This window comes from Peribacillus alkalitolerans, from assembly GCF_010882125.1.
Taxonomy (GTDB): domain Bacteria; phylum Bacillota; class Bacilli; order Bacillales; family DSM-1321; genus Bacillus_BN; species Bacillus_BN alkalitolerans.
Genome location: NZ_JAAGVZ010000009.1, coordinates 149,939 through 167,152 on the forward strand (window position 1 = coordinate 149,939; position 17,214 = coordinate 167,152).

Annotated in this window: 17 protein-coding genes and 1 other annotated feature; of the genes, 16 read left to right on the forward strand and 1 reads right to left on the reverse strand. The window is 37.6% G+C overall.

Going from position 1 to position 17,214, the window contains the following annotated elements:
* Positions 1–576: 576 nt before the first annotated feature.
* Complete coding sequence (locus G3O09_RS12855) at positions 577–1,524, reverse strand: Na/Pi symporter (RefSeq protein ID WP_338048410.1); 948 nt, start codon at positions 1,522–1,524, stop codon at positions 577–579.
* A gap of 204 nt (positions 1,525–1,728) precedes the next feature.
* Here G3O09_RS12855 and rpsU point away from each other — a divergent pair, with 204 nt between their 5' ends.
* The 16 genes from rpsU (at position 1,729) to glyS (ending at position 17,089) form a co-directional block, all read left to right on the forward strand.
* Positions 1,729–1,902, forward strand: coding sequence for a 30S ribosomal protein S21 (gene rpsU / locus G3O09_RS12860; protein ID WP_009333009.1), 174 nt, complete (start codon positions 1,729–1,731; stop codon positions 1,900–1,902).
* A 14-nt stretch (positions 1,903–1,916) separates the two neighbouring features.
* The gene (locus tag G3O09_RS12865) at positions 1,917–2,363 is read left to right on the forward strand and encodes a GatB/YqeY domain-containing protein (RefSeq protein WP_163101897.1); all 447 of its coding nucleotides are present in this window, start codon (positions 1,917–1,919) and stop codon (positions 2,361–2,363) included.
* Positions 2,364–2,496: 133 nt separating this feature from the next.
* Positions 2,497–3,825: an NfeD family protein gene (locus G3O09_RS12870; RefSeq protein ID WP_163101898.1), complete on the forward strand. Its 1,329-nt coding sequence runs from the start codon at positions 2,497–2,499 to the stop codon at positions 3,823–3,825.
* Between the two features lie 16 nt (positions 3,826–3,841).
* On the forward strand, positions 3,842–4,834 hold the full coding sequence (floA, locus tag G3O09_RS12875; RefSeq protein ID WP_163101899.1) for a flotillin-like protein FloA: 993 nt from the start codon (positions 3,842–3,844) through the stop codon (positions 4,832–4,834).
* Positions 4,835–4,876: 42 nt separating this feature from the next.
* Positions 4,877–5,338, forward strand: a complete 462-nt coding sequence (locus tag G3O09_RS12880; protein ID WP_163101900.1) for a hypothetical protein — start codon at positions 4,877–4,879, stop codon at positions 5,336–5,338.
* Positions 5,339–5,418: 80 nt separating this feature from the next.
* Positions 5,419–5,703: a sporulation protein YqfC gene (yqfC, locus tag G3O09_RS12885; protein ID WP_163101901.1), complete on the forward strand. Its 285-nt coding sequence runs from the start codon at positions 5,419–5,421 to the stop codon at positions 5,701–5,703.
* A 14-nt stretch (positions 5,704–5,717) separates the two neighbouring features.
* Complete coding sequence (yqfD, locus tag G3O09_RS12890; RefSeq protein ID WP_163101902.1) at positions 5,718–6,905, forward strand: sporulation protein YqfD; 1,188 nt, start codon at positions 5,718–5,720, stop codon at positions 6,903–6,905.
* A gap of 3 nt (positions 6,906–6,908) precedes the next feature.
* Positions 6,909–7,871 (forward strand): PhoH family protein, encoded by a 963-nt coding sequence (locus tag G3O09_RS12895; RefSeq protein ID WP_163101903.1) that lies wholly within the window; start codon positions 6,909–6,911, stop codon positions 7,869–7,871.
* Positions 7,872–8,201: 330 nt separating this feature from the next.
* Positions 8,202–10,415, forward strand: a complete 2,214-nt coding sequence (locus G3O09_RS12900; RefSeq protein WP_240338423.1) for an HD family phosphohydrolase — start codon at positions 8,202–8,204, stop codon at positions 10,413–10,415.
* The gene (gene ybeY / locus G3O09_RS12905) at positions 10,412–10,882 is read left to right on the forward strand and encodes an rRNA maturation RNase YbeY (protein ID WP_163101904.1); all 471 of its coding nucleotides are present in this window, start codon (positions 10,412–10,414) and stop codon (positions 10,880–10,882) included. The genes G3O09_RS12900 and ybeY overlap by 4 nt, the downstream gene beginning before the upstream one ends.
* Positions 10,866–11,249, forward strand: a complete 384-nt coding sequence (locus tag G3O09_RS12910) for a diacylglycerol kinase family protein (RefSeq protein ID WP_163101944.1) — start codon at positions 10,866–10,868, stop codon at positions 11,247–11,249. Before ybeY ends, G3O09_RS12910 begins: the two co-directional genes overlap by 17 nt.
* Before the next feature lie 227 nt (positions 11,250–11,476).
* Positions 11,477–12,388, forward strand: coding sequence for a GTPase Era (era, locus tag G3O09_RS12915; RefSeq protein WP_163101905.1), 912 nt, complete (start codon positions 11,477–11,479; stop codon positions 12,386–12,388).
* 406 nt (positions 12,389–12,794) lie between these two features.
* Positions 12,795–12,938, forward strand: a complete 144-nt coding sequence (locus G3O09_RS12920) for a YqzL family protein (protein ID WP_163101906.1) — start codon at positions 12,795–12,797, stop codon at positions 12,936–12,938.
* A 33-nt stretch (positions 12,939–12,971) separates the two neighbouring features.
* A complete protein-coding gene (recO, locus tag G3O09_RS12925; RefSeq protein ID WP_163101907.1) occupies positions 12,972–13,724 on the forward strand; it encodes a DNA repair protein RecO in 753 nt (250 codons plus the stop codon).
* 63 nt (positions 13,725–13,787) lie between these two features.
* Positions 13,788–13,971, forward strand: a binding site (T-box leader).
* Between the two features lie 162 nt (positions 13,972–14,133).
* Complete coding sequence (glyQ, locus tag G3O09_RS12930; protein WP_163101908.1) at positions 14,134–15,024, forward strand: glycine--tRNA ligase subunit alpha; 891 nt, start codon at positions 14,134–14,136, stop codon at positions 15,022–15,024.
* On the forward strand, positions 15,017–17,089 hold the full coding sequence (glyS, locus tag G3O09_RS12935) for a glycine--tRNA ligase subunit beta (RefSeq protein ID WP_163101909.1): 2,073 nt from the start codon (positions 15,017–15,019) through the stop codon (positions 17,087–17,089). Before glyQ ends, glyS begins: the two co-directional genes overlap by 8 nt.
* The last annotated feature ends 125 nt before the right edge of the window (positions 17,090–17,214 follow it).

The following is a 17,214-nucleotide window of genomic DNA, read 5'->3' on the forward strand; positions in this document are numbered from 1 at the left end:
AAAGAAAAGACCAATCCGAGGATTATTTTGACTGGATTGGTCTTTTTTTATTAAAAACGATGCATTTTTTCTTATATCTTCCGAGCTTGTGCACGGTAATCAAGTTTTATGCTTTTTACTAGGGATTTGTGCACGGTAATCAAGTTTTATGCTTTTTACTAGGGATTTGTGCACGATAAATCAGATTTATGCTTTTTACTAGGGATTTGTGCACGGTAAATCCAGTTTTATGCTTTTTACTAGGGATTTGTGCACGATAAATCAGATTTATGCTTTTTACTAGGGATTTGTGCACGGTAATTCAGTTTTATGCTTTTTACAAGGGATTTGTGCACGGTAATAAAGATTTATACTTTTTACAAGGGATTTGTGCACGACAATTCAGGTTTGTGCTTTTTACAAGGGATTTGTGCACGGTAATTCAGCTTTAAGCTTTTTATTTGAGATTTATGTACAATAATTCAGGTTTGTACTTTTTATTAGGAATATCAGCACAGTAATTCAGATTTGTGCATTTTAAGAAAAGGATCCTGTTTTTAAAATTTTTATTCTTTTACGAAAACCCTATTACATATATCATTCACGGCCATGCATCTTAATTAAGAATTTGCTAAATACTGCCGAAAAAGGCAACATGACAGATGAGCAAATGACATTGTAAATCACACTCGCATGGGCCAGTTGGACGCTTTTTACTTCCGTTAAAAAGGCAGCAGCTGCTTCAAGTTGTCCTATGAATGGGAAGAAGAATATCGCTCCCAATAAATTTAACCAAATATGTGCGTAGGAGGTAAGTTTCGCTTCTTTCCCTGCACCGACGCTTGCAAGATAAGCAGTCACACAAGTTCCGATATTCGCTCCAAGCATAATGCTGATCGAAGATTGAACGGATAGGTCTCCGCTGGCTAAGAAACCCATACAAATGCCTATGGTGGCCGAACTCGAGTGGATAATGGCAGTTAGAATTGCTCCTACAACTAATGCAATGAATAAATGCTGCTCCATTTCATTCATTATGGTTGAAAAGTATTTGTATGAAGATAAAGGGATAGCTAGTGACTTAAAACCCTCAATGGCAGAGAATATTGAACTTAGACCGAATATGATGAAACCTATGCTGCGTAAATAGTAATGGGAGAAAAGAATTAGGACTGCACCTATGATTGCACCCGGTACTATTCCTTTTTCTAAAGGAAATGTCATGAATTCAGCCGTAACGGTAGTACCGATATTAGAGCCTAAAATGATGCCAATACTTTGTTGGAAACCCATGCTTCCTGCAGATACCAATCCAACTGTCATTACTGTCACAGCAGAGCTGCTTTGCAAGATTCCAGTTATGAAAGTCCCAGCTAAAAATCCTTTCCATGGTTTATCTGTTATTGATTTTAGTGCCTCGTTCATACGTTTTCCTGATAAATTAAATAAACCTGATCTTAATAAATACATCCCGAATAAAAAAATTAAAATAAATAAACAAAAAAGCATTAGCTCTTTCAAATTCATCACCCCGGCAAGTCTCATACTTCATTCATATGGACGAGCCGAGAGGTTCATGAATATTTTTCAAATCTATCTCCAAACTATACATAATTAATCGACTGGTTGGCTCATATTTTTGGAATAGTAGTTGACCTTGAAATATCAATATATTATAATCGGTAGGTACATGATTTAATCATGATTCAACTATGAGTTAGTGTGTTGTGTTCGGAGGGAGGGAAAGAGATGTCTAAAACCGTCGTTCGTAAAAACGAATCGCTTGAAGATGCTCTTCGTCGCTTCAAACGCTCTGTATCTAAAACGGGTACACTGCAAGAAGCTAGAAAGCGCGAATTTTATGAAAAACCAAGCATAAAACGTAAGAAAAAGTCAGAAGCAGCTAGAAAACGTAAATGGTAAGAGAGGGTGGAAATATGAGTCTTCTCGAGCGTTTAAATGATGATATGAAACAAGCGATGAAGAACAAGGAAAAAGACAAGTTATCTGTCATTAGAATGCTTAAGTCATCCCTTCAAAATGAAGGAATTAAACTTCAAAAGCAGGAAATGACAGCTGACGAAGAGTTAACGGTCCTTTCTCGCGAATTAAAACAACGCAAAGACTCCCTCCAAGAGTTTCTTAACGCTGGTCGTGATGACCTCGTTGAAAAAACCCGTACCGAAATCAATTACGTTGAGGTATATATGCCACAGCAGCTATCAGAGGAAGAGGTTTCTGCGATTGTACAAGAGACAATTGCTGCAGTAGGAGCTACTTCTAAAGCTGACATGGGTAAAGTAATGGGAGCGCTTATGCCGAAAGTTAAAGGTAAAGCGGATGGTTCTCTAGTTAACAAATTAGTACAACAACATCTTACTTAAACTCGCTTTTAAAGCCGTAAGCATTATGCTTACGGCTTTTTAGTATGTATTAATTAAAGAAGTTAATTCTTTCATGTCGTGAAACTTTTTATAAACATATTCGTAGAAACTAGTAATCGTTTTTTAGGTAATTATGAAGGGGGGGATTCTTATATTACGTAAAATCATTTCAACAGTGGCATTATTATTAGGATTAGTCCTTTGTATTCTTCCACAAACATCCAAAAGCTCTAATGACCTTGTTTACATAGTACCAGTTGAAGATACAGTGGAAAAAGGGCTCTATGCGTTTTTGGAAAGAGCGATTAATACAGCTGAAGAAAATGGGGCAGATGCAGTTATCTTGGAAGTCAATACACCTGGTGGAGCAGTAGATGCAGCTGCGAAGATTGGTAAACTACTGTCTGATTCACCCATAAAAACTGTAGCATGGGTTAATAACCAAGCCCTTTCAGCTGGAGCTTACATTTCATTGAACGCAGACGAAATTTATATGGTACCAGGTTCGACAATGGGATCAGCTGCAATTATTGACACAGAAGGCAACGCTGCAGATAAAAAAGCTCAATCATATTGGTTGGCAGCGATGAAAACAGCTGCTGAACAGTACGGAAGAGATCCCAAGTTTGCACTAGCTATGGCAGATGAAAATATAGACCTACCTGAATTAGGGGCAGAGAAGGGCAAATTGTTAACCCTAACCGCTGAGCAGGCAGAGGAAATCGGCTATAGCGAGGGAACGGTTACAACAAAAGAAGAACTTTTGAAGAAAATAGGTTTGGAATCTGCGGAAGTTAGAAGTGTTGAAGAGAGTTTTGCAGAAAAGCTGGCCCGTTTTATAACACATCCCGTGGTTGTTCCTATTTTATTAACAATCGGGAGTTTAGGTTTAGTAGTTGAATTATATTCCCCTGGTTTTGGGTTACCAGGCTTTATGGGGCTTTCCTCATTATTGCTATTCTTTTATGGCCACACAGTCGCAGGGTTGGCAGGGTATGAAACTTTGTTATTGTTTGCGTTAGGTATTGTATTAATCGTCTTAGAGTTATTCCTCCCAGGGGCCATTTGGGGTGTTCTTGGGGTAATTGCGGTAATAGGCAGTTTATTCCTGGCTAGTGGAAATATTGTCCATATGACGATATCAATTCTGATAGCCATTGTGGTATCCTTAGTGGTATCAATCCTAATGGTAAAGGTGTTTGGTAAAAAGATGAAATTTTTAAGACGTATTATCTTAACCGATGCAACCAAAACAGAACAAGGCTATGTTTCAAACAAAAACCGTCTTGATTTAATTGGTATGGAAGGCGTGGCATTGACAGACCTACGTCCTTCAGGGACTGTCCTTTTTGAAGAAGAAAGAGTGGATGTCGTGACAGAAGGCTCCTTTATTAAAAAGGGAAGTAAAGTAAAAGTGCTCAAAACAGAAGGAGCTCGAATTGTCGTAAGGATTTTAGAATAAGAAAGGGATGATTGATATGGTTTTAGCACCAGGAACGGTATTTTTATTAGTTGCTGTTTTCATTGGCATTATTTTGCTAGCAGTATTATTTACGTTTGTTCCAGTAGCACTATGGATTTCCGCTATGGCAGCTGGAGTTCGTGTTAGTATTTTCACACTGATTGGTATGAGGTTACGTCGCGTTATTCCAAGTCGTGTAATTAATCCATTGATAAAAGCACATAAAGCAGGATTATCCTTAACAACAAATCAACTGGAAAGTCATTATCTTGCTGGTGGAAATGTGGATCGAGTAGTTAATGCATTAATTGCAGCACAACGAGCAAATATTGAATTGAGTTTTGAACGAACAGCTGCTATTGACCTTGCAGGAAGGGACGTATTAGAAGCAGTTCAAATGAGTGTAAATCCAAAGGTTATCGAAACTCCATTTATTGCTGGTGTGGCAATGGATGGTATCGAAGTAAAAGCGAAGGCAAGAATCACCGTTCGTGCCAACATTGAGCGTCTTGTTGGTGGTGCAGGAGAGGAAACAGTTGTCGCCCGTGTAGGGGAAGGTATCGTATCGACAATAGGTTCTTCATCTAATCACAAAAAGGTATTGGAAAACCCAGATATGATCTCACAGACCGTTTTAAACAAAGGGTTAGATGCAGGTACAGCTTTTGAAATCCTGTCGATTGATATTGCGGATGTTGATATCGGTAAAAATATTGGAGCGATTCTTCAGACTGACCAAGCTGAGGCTGATAAAAAAATTGCCCAAGCAAAAGCTGAAGAAAGAAGAGCAATGGCTGTTGCGCAGGAACAAGAAATGCGTGCTCGCGTAGAAGAGATGAGGGCAAAAGTAGTGGAAGCAGAAGCTGAAGTTCCTCTTGCCATGGCTGAAGCATTGAAGTCAGGTAATATCGGGGTAATGGATTATATGAATATTCAAAACATCTCTGCAGATACAGAGATGAGAGGTTCAATTGGGAATATTTCTAAAGACGATAATACTAAGAAATAAATGTACGGAAAAAAACGGATTTAAGGAAGGAGGTTCCTTTCTATGGGTGATTTCATAGAGGTATTAACGAGTAATCCATTTATTATAATCATTCTGATAGGGTTTATTAGCTCGTTATTCAAAAGGTTTAAGGCTACACCTGAACCTCCTGCAAAGAAATCAAGACCTGCTAAAATCCCTGACATTACAATCGAAGACTATTTTCCTGTCCAACCAAAAAAGGTAGAACAAAAAAAGGAAATATCTACGTATCATCAAGAAGTACTAAAGAAATTAAAAGAAAAAACGAATTCAGAAGCCGAGGAAGAAGAAAAAATTTCTTCAGGTATGGTACCCAGTTTCATTAAGGTTGAACCTAAGCCTATACAGGTCCCAGTACCGACACGCTTAGATCATTTACCTTCTAAACCACAATTTTCAAGAAATAAATTAGTAGAGGGTATTATTCTCTCGGAAGTATTAGGTCCACCAAGATCTAAGAAACCTTATTTCCGTACCAGGTAATTTTTAATACTTAACAATAAAAATTTGTGCTAGAACCCCTTTTCATTTCATACATTTGAGATGAAAGGGGGTTCTTTTTTATGGCACGAAATTGGGGGCAAACATTTAAACAACTTGTTGAAAAATCGATAGACCTTCCTAAAGATGTCATGATGGACCTTCCAAGGATCACAATGATTGGACAAATTCATATTTACATAGAAAATCATCGAGGATTGTTGGCTTTTTCAGACAAGGAGATTCGCCTATTGTTAAAGCAAGGCCAGCTTTTAGTAAAAGGTAATGGATTTGTCATCAGGACCATTCTTCCGGAGGAAATATTGTTAGAAGGAAAAATTGAATCTGTATTATTTATCAATGAGTAGCTCAGGAGGGGCCCATGAAGAATCATTGGATAAACTTTTTTTCAGGATATGTACAAGTGAAGGCACTAGGGATTGGGATCGAACGGTTTATCAATGAAATGGTTAGACGGAACATACCGATTTGGAATGTTAAACGGGTTGGGAATGAAATCGTCATTTTTTATATATCTCTAAAGGATATCCATAAACTGCGAGCCATTGTAAGAAAAAGCGATTGTAAGGTTACCTTTAAACAACGTAAGGGAGCCCCTTTTTTAACAAAGAGGCTCTTAAAGAATAGTGGCTTTTTATTAGGTTTTATTTCCTTCCTACTCAGCTTATTCATTTTGTCCAACATGGTATGGGGAATAGAAATCAAGGGTGCAAAGCCTGAAACTGAATATCAAATCAAACAAGAGTTGGACAAGATGGGTGTCGAAATTGGCAAAATACAATTTTTCCTGGATGACGTTGAAACGATTCAAAGGAAACTATCTGACCGGATAGGAGCGATTACATGGATAGGTGTGGAGTTAAAAGGGACAACTTATCATTTTGAGGTAGTTGAAAAGAAGCAGCCGAAGGAAGCAGCTAAAATTTCAAGGCAACATCTTGTGGCATCCAAGAAAGCAATCATTCGAAAACTGTTTGTTGAAAAGGGCCAAGCCGTTGTTTCAATCAATGATTATGTACAAAAAGGGCAATTGTTGGTGTCTGGCATTTATGGAAATGAAAAGAATCCTGAAATTGTGTCGGCTAAAGGTGAAATTATGGGTGAAACATGGTACAAAACAAGTATTGAAGTTCCGCTCAAAAGTACCTTCTCTGTTTTTTCAGGTAAAGAACAAACTAAGCACTACATTACTATCTATGGTTTTGAAGTACCGGTTTGGGGCTTTAAAAAAGTGGATTATCCTCAATTTGAGACTGATGTTACAGTAAAACCATTTTCTTTTCTTAAATGGAAACTTCCAATTTCTTATTCTAAAAAAGTGATCCGGGATAAAGAAGAGGTTACGAGAGAATATAAAAAGGATGAAGCAATTAAGCAAGGAATTCGTATGGCAAAGCAAGATCTTTCTAAAGTCATTCCATCTGATGCCAAAATCATTGGAGAAAAAATTTTGCACGAAAGCATTGATAATGGTAAAGTTAATTTATTAATCCATTATCAGGTAATCGAAAATATAGCGATTGGGCAACCCATCATCCAAGGAGACTGAGTAATGACAGAAGATCAGAAGATGTTAAATTTACAGCTTGAATCCCCAAATGAAGCATTATCATTATTGGGTATTTCAGACTCGAATTTAAAAGTCCTTGAAGAAGAATTGGACGTAACCATCATTACTAGGGGAGAATCCATTTCTATTGGAGGGGAATTATCTTCAGCTGAGCAAGCGTACAAAATTATTGCTGCTTTGCTACAAGTCATCAGAAAGGGAATTGCCATTAGTTCCCGCGACGTCACATATGCAATTCAATTATCTAAAAGGGGTACACTAGAGTACTTTCATGAAATATATGAAGAAGAAATTGCCAAAAATGCAAAAGGAAAAAGTATTCGAATTAAAACACTTGGACAAAAACATTACATCCAGGCCATAAAGAACAATGATTTGGTATTTGGAATCGGTCCTGCAGGGACAGGAAAGACTTACTTAGCTGTCGTCATGGCAGTCACTGCACTGAAGAACGGTGCAGTGAAAAAAATCATCCTAACAAGACCTGCAGTTGAGGCTGGTGAAAGCCTAGGATTTTTACCAGGTGATTTGAAAGAGAAAGTGGATCCTTACTTACGTCCATTGTATGATGCACTTCATGATGTTTTAGGATTGGATCAAACGGCAAGATTGCTTGAAAGGGGCATTATCGAAATAGCTCCGCTAGCCTATATGAGGGGAAGAACGTTGGATGATGCATTCGTTATTCTCGATGAGGCACAAAATACGACACATGCACAAATGAAGATGTTTTTAACGAGGCTTGGTTTTGGTTCGAAAATGGTCATTACAGGTGACAAATCACAAATTGACCTTCCTAGAGGTGTAAAATCAGGACTAGTCGCAGTAGAAGAAATTCTAAAAGAAGTAAATGGTCTCCGCTTTATCTATATGGAGCATAGCGATGTAGTAAGACATCCGTTAGTCGGACGTATTATACAGGCATACGATAAAATAGAGCAATAAAAAAATTCGCTGGATTACCCAGCGAATTTTTTTGCACTTTTAGAAACTGTGAATGGGTTGGAAGAACAGAGAATCTAGGCAATAGTCAATTCTAGGAATAAAGTACATGGGCAACCTCCAAATTGTCTTCACCTTTAGCTCGCCAATTGGCGGGTTTTCTAACATAAATAATAAAAAAGAGTTAAAAGCTCTTGATTAAATATCTAGTCGTTTAGGGTCTTTTCTTTTTAAGGATGAAACTTGTCCCAAAAACTGTTATGATTTTTAGAAAGTACATATAGCATCCTACCTATAGAAAAAAGCAATGGTTTGCAAGTATGGGAGGTCAAAATGGATTTAACGATATTGATAGAGAAAACGAAAAACCTGCTTCAAAATAGGTTTTTTCAAATGCTGTTATTTTTAATACTAGGCCTATTCTCTTTTATTCTTATGTATAACAATGTTAAGCCTGAGAAAGTGGATGTCCGACTCCTTGAGGCATCTCCTCAAACCATTCGTGCTCCCAAAACAATCGAAGATATAGAGAAGACAGAATTAGAGAAACAGAATATTCTTAAGCAAGTCCCTGATGAATATGTCTTAAAAAGGGAGGTTACACAAAATCGTCTCGACTTACTAACATCTATCTTTGATGCTGTTAAAGAGGTTCAAGCTGAAAAAGAGAACCTTTTAGAACAACAAGAAAAAATTAATCAACTAAATGCACAGGCGACAGAAGAATCCACAAAGTTACCGGATGCTAAGATACCAACGGTTGATGAACAGTTGAATTCTGTGAAGAATAAAATGACTGAAGACATAAATAAATCTATACCTGACTGGGCTTATCGTTCAATGATTATGGCAAAGCCTTCAGACCTGCAAACAGCACAAGATGCAACCTTAACTGCCGTAAATACTGTAATGAGTAACCAAGTTTCTGCAGATGAAGTAGAAAATGCCAAAAAGAACGTTGAACAACAATTGCAATACACAAGTTTGAATTCAGAATTAAGAAGAGCTTCCATAGAATTAGGAAGATTTGTTGTTACGCAAAATTATTTCTTGGACCGTGATAAAACAGAGGAAGCAAGACAAAATGCTATCGAAAGTGTTGAACCCGTAAGAATTTTACAGGGACAAGTCATCGTAGAACAAGGGCAGCTAGTTGATCGTGAAATATATCGACAACTTGAATTAACGGGATTGTTGGATACGAATAATTCCATTTTTCCTTTTATTGGATTGGGTTCCTTCCTGTTTTTATTAATGGGGGCCTTGTATCATTACTTCCAAAACTATGTTGATGAAGATGGTGAAAATAATAAAACGACTCAGCTTCTTATTTTTAGCTTAGTGTTTATGTTAGCTATCATTATCATGAAAACCCTTAGCCTTTTCACTAAGAATGATTTAATTGAATCAGGCTACTTCTTCCCTGCGGCTATGGGAGCGATGCTTGTCAAGATTCTTTTAAATGATCGATTTGCGACTGCATTCACAATTGTGATGAGTCTTTTTGCAACTCTCATATTTAATGTAGGTACAACGAGCCAGCTTAATTACGTTATTGGAATTTATGTGCTTTTAAGTGGTTTGGCGGGAATTTTGTTATTATCAACCCGAAACTTCCGTTCGAAAATCTTACAGGCTGGCCTACTTTTATCGTTAGTGAACTTAACGATCATTTTTTCAATATTATTTATCATGGATGTACAATTCAGTAATATGGAATATGCCTTCTATACACTGGCAGCATTTGTTTCAGGACTTGTTTCTTCTGTACTGACCATTGGGCTGTTGCCGTTTTTTGAAGCAGGGTTTGGTATTATCTCCACTATTAAGTTGATTGAATTATCCAACCCAAATCATCCATTGCTAAGAAAGATCCTTACTGAGGCACCTGGAACCTATCATCACAGTGTAATGGTTGCGAATTTAGCAGAGGCAGCCTGTGAGGCAATAGGTGCGAATGGATTATTGGCGCGTGTAGGCTGTTATTATCATGATATTGGAAAGACGAAAAGACCACAGTTCTTTATTGAAAATCAAATGAATATAGAAAACCCACATGATAGGCTGGCACCGGCTACAAGCAAGGACATCATTGTTGCACATGCTGTAGATGGAGGGAAGATGTTAAGAAGATATAAAATGCCGCAGGAAATAATCGATATCGCTGAACAGCATCATGGAACCACATTATTGAAGTTCTTTTATCATAAAGCGGTTAATGATGGAGAAAATGTTAGTGAAATAGAATATCGTTATCCTGGTCCAAAGGCACAGACAAAAGAAACGGCAATTGTCGGTATTGCAGATAGTGTAGAAGCGGCAGTCCGTTCATTGAAACAGCCAACACCTGACACTATTAAAAAGCTAGTGAAAAGCATTATTCAAGACCGTCTTAAGGACGAGCAATTTGATGAATGTGATATTACGATGAAGGAATTGAATATCGTTGAAAAGTCATTGTGTGAAACAATGAATGGAATCTTCCATTCACGTATCGAGTATCCAGAGTTTAATAATACGAACCAAAAGAAGGGTGATAAACTGTGAGATTGAATATAGATTTCACTGATGAGACAAGTCAGGTAGAAGAAAAAGATATGGACCTTGTTAGTAGAGTTTTACTGTTTGCTGCTGAAAATGAAAATATCGGACCCGAGACGGAAATTTCGATTACTTTTGTAAACAATGAGCAAATTAGGGAAATCAACAAAGAGTACCGTGGAAAAGACGCCCCTACCGATGTCATTTCTTTCGCAATGGAAGAACTGGGGGAGGACGAAATACAAATTGTTGGGATGGAAATGCCTAGAGTTTTGGGGGATATCATCATTTCCATTGATCGGACGAAGGAACAGGCGGAGGATTATGGACATACCTTCGAACGAGAACTCGGCTTTTTGGCACTTCATGGATTCCTGCATTTACTTGGCTACGATCATATGACTGAAGCTGATGAGAAAAAGATGTTCTCTAAACAAAAGGAAATATTGGATGCTTATGGACTACAAAGATAATAAACATGATCAAAATAGATTATTTCATAGTTTTGGCTTTGCCATATCCGGTATTTTCCATACAGTGAAAAATGAACGTAATATGCAGATACATGTTTTTGTAACTGTTCTAACCATAATCTTAGGATCCATGCTATCCTTATCAATCATAGAATGGTTATTCATTTTGTCTGCGATTGCAGGGACTTTATCATTAGAATTAATTAATACGGCCATTGAGAATACAGTAGACTTAGTAACTGAAAAGCGGCATCCGCTTGCAAAGATTGCCAAAGATGTGGCTGCAGGTGCCGTGCTTATTTATGCACTCTATTCTGTCATTATCGGCTGTATTATTTTCTTGCCTAAAATTTATCGTTATTTATAAAATATGGTAGACTAATCCATGTTAAAGGTCTATAAGTGCTTTCAAGTGGAATGAAAAATATTGTTAGAAAATTCTGACAAAAATATTACACTTTTGCTACATTCAACATTGGACAAGGAAATTAATGTAAAATAAATTTACATCCCCTTTGGTCATATTAACTAGTAAAAATGATGGCAAAAACTTTAACATTAAAAATATCATGACCAATTTCACCGGAGGATTACATGACAACTAAACAAAGTTATAAATCAGGATTTATTTCAATCATTGGACGACCTAACGTTGGGAAATCTACTTTTCTAAATCGGGTTATCGGACAAAAGATTGCTATCATGAGTGATAAACCGCAAACAACAAGGAATAAAGTACAGGGTGTATTGACAATAAATGATGCACAAATGGTTTTTATCGATACACCTGGTATTCACAAACCAAAGCATAAGCTTGGGGACTTCATGATGAAGGTTGCTACCAACACCTTAAAGGGAGTTGATTTAATTCTATTTATGATAAATGCAGAGGAAGGGTGGGGTCGTGGAGATGAATTCATAATTGAAAAATTAAAAACGGTCAAGACACCAGTTTTTCTAGTCATTAATAAAATAGATCAAGTTCATCCTGACACATTGTTGCCTCTTATTGAAAAGTATAAGGAACAATTTGACTTTAAGGCAGTTGTCCCGATTTCTGCTTTAGAGGGTAATAATGTAGATACACTATTAACCCAAATTAAGGAATTATTGCCTGAAGGACCACAATATTATCCAGCAGACCAAGTAACAGACCATCCTGAGCGATTTATCATTTCAGAATTAATTCGAGAAAAGGCCCTACACCTTACAAGAGAAGAAGTTCCTCATTCAATTGCCGTCACTATCGAATCAATTAAAAAAGCGGATGACAGTGAAAAAATTCATGTCATGGCTACGATTGTAATCGAGCGTGATTCCCAGAAAGGTATTGTGATTGGAAAGCAAGGGAAAATGCTCAAAGAAATTGGGCTGCGTGCTCGAAAGGATATTGAGCAATTATTAGGGTCTAAGGTTTATCTGGAATTATGGGTCAAGGTCCAAAAGGATTGGCGCAACAAGATGTCCCAATTACGTGATTATGGATTTAGAGAAGATGAGTATTAATTGTAGCTTTTTGATACTAATTGTTGATTTGGCACTTGGTTGATTGGAGCGGAAGGTGCGAGACTCCTCGAAATTACATTCGCATTTCCTTCGTGCGGTGTAATTCAAGGATGTTTATTCAATGTCCTGCAGGAGCAGCGGAACAGGTGAGATCCCACAGGTGTAAGGCGTAGAGAATGCTCATCGGCCGCCCCGTGGAAAGTGAGCATCCTCTCGCTGCAATCAACAGGCTAGTTTAAAAGAGCAAAATCTTTTGTTCTGACTATTCGTGTTTAGTGAAAGTACCATTCTTCTTGAAACTTGGCTATTTACAAAAATTGTATCTCATGAAAATTTAAAACATCGGTCAAGATAATCTTAAGGTTTGGGATTTACATGCTAGTTTTACACGAAAGGTGGGCTTAACATGTTAGATTTTACTTGGAAGGTTTTTTCTCAGACAGGTAATATTGACACCTATTTACTGTTTAAAGAGCTACAAGTGGAGAGACAAGATGGACCCGAATTAATTCAGGAAGAGCTAGCAGAAATGGATTTTCCAATCTCCTAATAAGATATCTGGCTGGATGGAAGGTGGCTTGTCTTGTTGCAAAAATGTGAAGGCATTGTCATTCGCCGGACAGACTATGGAGAAAATAATAAAATTATAACTATTTACTCAAGAGAAATGGGTAAAGTCGGAGTGATGGCAAGAGGGGCAAACAAGCCAAATAGTAGGCTCTCTTCCGTCACTCAATTATTTTACTATGGGTATTTTCTCTTTCAGTCTTCAACTGGTTTAGGAAGCCTAAATCAAGGGGAATCGATTGATTCGTTTCGTCATATCAGAGAAGACATTGTAGCAACCGCATATGCTTCTTTTGTGGTTGAATTGCTTGATAAGGCTACGGAGGACAAGAAGCCCAATCCTTTTTTATTTGAATTGTTATATCAGACATTACATTACATAGATGAAGGATATGATCCTGAAATTCTAGCTTTTATTTTTGAAATGAAACTATTGCCTTTATTCGGCTTAAAGCCGATTTTAGACCATTGTGCAGTATGTGGTGCAACAGAAGGTGAGTTTTCTTTTTCGATAAAGGAAGGCGGCTTCTTGTGTCATAGATGCTTGGAAAAGGATCCTTATCATAAAAAAATTTCACAGCAGATTGTTAGATTACTTCGTTTGTTTTATTATTTCGACTTGAATAGATTAGGCAATATTTCATTGAAAGACGAGACGAAGGCACAATTAAGAGTCATATTGGATGCTTATTATGATGAATATGCAGGGGTTCAATTAAAATCAAAGAAATTCTTAAAACAAATGGATCAACTGAAAGGCTTGTTTTAAATAAAAAATGGTGGCTAAAAGTTGACATTCATCTATGAGTTGTATACAATCCTTAGTATTAAAATAGTTGCGACGAAGGAAAGGAGTACCTGTCGATTCTATAAAAGCGAACCTGGGATGGTGTAAGCCAGGGTATAGGACAACAGGGAAGGGCATTCCAGAGCAAATGAAGCCTGTTACTCAGGCAAAAGAGGTCGTCTATTGACGGCAAATAGGGTGGAACCGCGGGTAAACTCTCGTCCCTATGCTTATGCATAGTGATGGGAGTTTTTTTGTTCTACTTTACAGATTAATTGCCATCAATGGAATATGTTGACTGCTGATTGAAAGCTGAGAGTATTAGAGCAAATAACGTTTTCATGACTCGCCACTTGTGTAATTTTTACCTAAAAATATTTGGAGGTGCTTTATGAATATTCAAAACATGATATTAACTTTGCAAAAGCATTGGTCCGATCATGGATGCATTCTTATGCAGGCTTATGACACAGAAAAAGGTGCCGGAACGATGAGTCCTTATACGTTCCTACGCGCCATTGGACCAGAACCTTGGAATGTGGCATATGTGGAGCCATCCAGACGACCTGCTGACGGACGTTACGGAGAAAATCCAAACCGTCTTTATCAACATCATCAATTCCAAGTAATTATGAAGCCATCACCTGACAACATCCAGGAGCTCTATTTGGATTCATTAAGAGCACTAGGCATCAATCCTTTAGAACATGATATCCGTTTCGTAGAAGACAACTGGGAGAATCCATCTCTAGGTTGTGCGGGACTTGGATGGGAAGTCTGGCTTGATGGGATGGAAATTACTCAATTTACTTACTTCCAACAAGTTGGAGGATTGGAATGTAGACCAGTCTCTGTAGAGATTACATATGGTATCGAAAGACTAGCTTCTTATATCCAAGACAAGGAAAATGTATTTGATCTGGAATGGACAGAGGGGTTTACTATTCGAGATATTTTTGGACAGCCTGAGTTTGAGCATTCGAAATATACATTTGAAACTTCGGATACAGACATGCTTTTCTCGTTGTTTTCAATTTATGAAAAAGAAGCTCATCGACAGATGGAAGAGGGACTTGTCCATCCTGCTTATGATTATGTATTAAAGTGTTCTCATACATTCAATTTACTGGACGCAAAAGGGGCTATTTCGGTAACAGAAAGAACAGGTTATATAGCTAGATGCCGTAACCTCGCTCGTAAAGTTGCAAAAACCTTTTATGATGAACGGGAAAAGCTTGGCTTCCCAATCTTAAACAAGAAGGGAGAGGACACTAATGAGTAATCGTGATCTATTGATAGAAATCGGATTAGAAGAAATGCCTGCAAAGGTAGTCACTGCATCTATAAATCAATTTGCTACTAAGGTAGAAAATTGGCTTTCTGAGAAAAAGATTTCATTTCACTCCGTAAAAACATTTTCTACTCCTCGCCGATTGGCACTAGTAATTAAAGCTGTAGTAGAGACTCAAGAAGATAATACAGAAGAGGCAAAAGGTCCAGCGAAAAAAATTGCCCTTGATGCTGAAGGGAACTGGTCAAAAGCTGCTATTGGTTTCACAAGAGGGCAAGGAGTATCGGTTGAAGATATTTTCTTTAAAGAAATTAACGGTATCGATTACGCGCACGTCATAAAGTTCACTAAGGGTCAGCAAGTAGTGGAGTTGCTTCCGGAATTGAAGGAAGTTGTTACTGGGTTAACATTCCCTAAGAACATGCGATGGGCCAATCAAGAAATGCGTTATGTACGTCCAATCAAGTGGATCGTCGCTTTGTTTGGCCAGGATATCATCCCAATGTCTATTACAACAGTAGAATCAGGTAAAGTAACTCAGGGTCATCGTTTCCTTGGAGAAACGGTTGTGGTAGATTCTCCTAGTGCATATGAACAACAGTTAGAAGAGCAGTTTGTTATTGTAGATTCTGAAAAAAGAAAAAGTATGATCCTTTCACAGCTGAAAGCTTTGGAAACAAAAAACGGATGGACAATTCCAGTCGATGAGGACTTATTAGAAGAAGTAAATAACTTAGTTGAATTTCCTACAGCGTTATTTGGATCTTTCGAAGAAGAATTTCTAGAATTACCAGATCGAGTATTAATCACGTCCATGAAAGAACACCAACGCTATTTCCCTGTAAAAGATAATGAAGGGAAGCTACTGCCTCATTTCGTGACAGTACGTAATGGAAATGATCAAGGACTGGAAATCGTAGCAAAAGGAAATGAAAAAGTGCTACGCGCCCGTCTTGCGGATGCTGCATTCTTCTATCGTGAAGACCAAAAATCAACGATCGAAGCTTCTCTTAAAAAGCTTGAAACAATCGTCTACCACGAGGAAATTGGAACGATTGCTCAAAAAGTTGAACGTGTAAGATCGCTTGCTGGTCAAATAGGTAGAGCACAAAATATCTCTGAAGCTAAATTGAAATTAACTGATCGAGCTGCACAAATAAGTAAGTTTGATTTAGTTACAAATATGGTATATGAATTTCCTGAACTTCAAGGTTATATGGGTGAGCGCTATGCGCGTATGAAAGGGGAGGAAGAGGAAGTCGCAGTTGCAATTAACGAGCATTATATGCCGAGACATGCTGAAGACTCTATTCCTCACGGCACAGTAGGAGCACTTGTGAGCATTGCAGAAAAACTGGATACCATTGTATCCTGCTTTGCTATAGGGATCATTCCTACTGGATCACAAGACCCTTATGCATTACGTAGACAAGCTAGTGGAATCGTTCAAATCCTTTTAGAGAAACGTTGGTCCATTACGATTGAACAACTGCTAAAACTTAGCTTAGGCTTGGCTGAGGAAAGTGGTCTATTGAAGAATGACCTGTCCGATGTATATGAAAATCTTATCTCTTTCTTTAAGGCAAGAGTTAAGCATTTACTGAGCGAGAAAGGCATCCGTTATGATTTAATTGACGCAATGCTTGAAAATGAAATGGGGCACATCCATACTCTGGTTGAAAAGGCACAAGTTCTGGAAGAGCAAAAAAATGCACCGGATTTTAAAGGAAGCATGGAAGCACTAAGTAGGGTCATGAATATTGCAGTTAAAAGGACAGTTACTACTGATGTGAACCCGGATTTATTCGATAATGAATATGAGAAGGGCTTATATCAAGCTTTTGAATCTGTGAAAAATGAGTATTATTCTGCTGAAAATGAAGAACAAAAATATCGACTTTTACTGACTTTGAAGGAACCAATTGAGAATTATTTTGAGCATACAATGGTTATGGCTGAAAATGAAGAAATACGTAATAATCGTTTATCCTTCATGCATGTAATGAGCATGACTATTTCTAGCTTTGCAGCAATGAATAAGATTTTAACTGCATAATAAAAAAGCAATTTTCGAAATGTTTGTTGTAACTTTAAATATCTGATTTGATTGTAGCGGAGGGCATATTTGACTCCTCTAAAATGCATTCGCATTTTCTTCGTGCGGTGTTCATTCGAAGAAGC

Excerpts from the sequence above, each read along its gene's own strand:
- G3O09_RS12855 (WP_338048410.1), bottom strand. The coding sequence starts at position 1,524 with ATGAGACTTGCCGGGGTGATGAATTTGAAAGAGCTAATGCTTTTTTGT.
- rpsU (WP_009333009.1), top strand. The coding sequence starts at position 1,729 with ATGTCTAAAACCGTCGTTCGTAAAAACGAATCGCTTGAAGATGCTCTT.
- G3O09_RS12865 (WP_163101897.1), top strand. The coding sequence starts at position 1,917 with ATGAGTCTTCTCGAGCGTTTAAATGATGATATGAAACAAGCGATGAAG.
- G3O09_RS12870 (WP_163101898.1), top strand. The coding sequence starts at position 2,497 with ATGAAGGGGGGGATTCTTATATTACGTAAAATCATTTCAACAGTGGCA.
- floA (WP_163101899.1), top strand. The coding sequence starts at position 3,842 with ATGGTTTTAGCACCAGGAACGGTATTTTTATTAGTTGCTGTTTTCATT.
- G3O09_RS12880 (WP_163101900.1), top strand. The coding sequence starts at position 4,877 with ATGGGTGATTTCATAGAGGTATTAACGAGTAATCCATTTATTATAATC.
- yqfC (WP_163101901.1), top strand. The coding sequence starts at position 5,419 with ATGGCACGAAATTGGGGGCAAACATTTAAACAACTTGTTGAAAAATCG.
- yqfD (WP_163101902.1), top strand. The coding sequence starts at position 5,718 with ATGAAGAATCATTGGATAAACTTTTTTTCAGGATATGTACAAGTGAAG.
- G3O09_RS12895 (WP_163101903.1), top strand. The coding sequence starts at position 6,909 with ATGACAGAAGATCAGAAGATGTTAAATTTACAGCTTGAATCCCCAAAT.
- G3O09_RS12900 (WP_240338423.1), top strand. The coding sequence starts at position 8,202 with ATGGATTTAACGATATTGATAGAGAAAACGAAAAACCTGCTTCAAAAT.
- G3O09_RS12910 (WP_163101944.1), top strand. The coding sequence starts at position 10,866 with ATGGACTACAAAGATAATAAACATGATCAAAATAGATTATTTCATAGT.
- era (WP_163101905.1), top strand. The coding sequence starts at position 11,477 with ATGACAACTAAACAAAGTTATAAATCAGGATTTATTTCAATCATTGGA.
- G3O09_RS12920 (WP_163101906.1), top strand. The coding sequence starts at position 12,795 with ATGTTAGATTTTACTTGGAAGGTTTTTTCTCAGACAGGTAATATTGAC.
- glyQ (WP_163101908.1), top strand. The coding sequence starts at position 14,134 with ATGAATATTCAAAACATGATATTAACTTTGCAAAAGCATTGGTCCGAT.
- glyS (WP_163101909.1), top strand. The coding sequence starts at position 15,017 with ATGAGTAATCGTGATCTATTGATAGAAATCGGATTAGAAGAAATGCCT.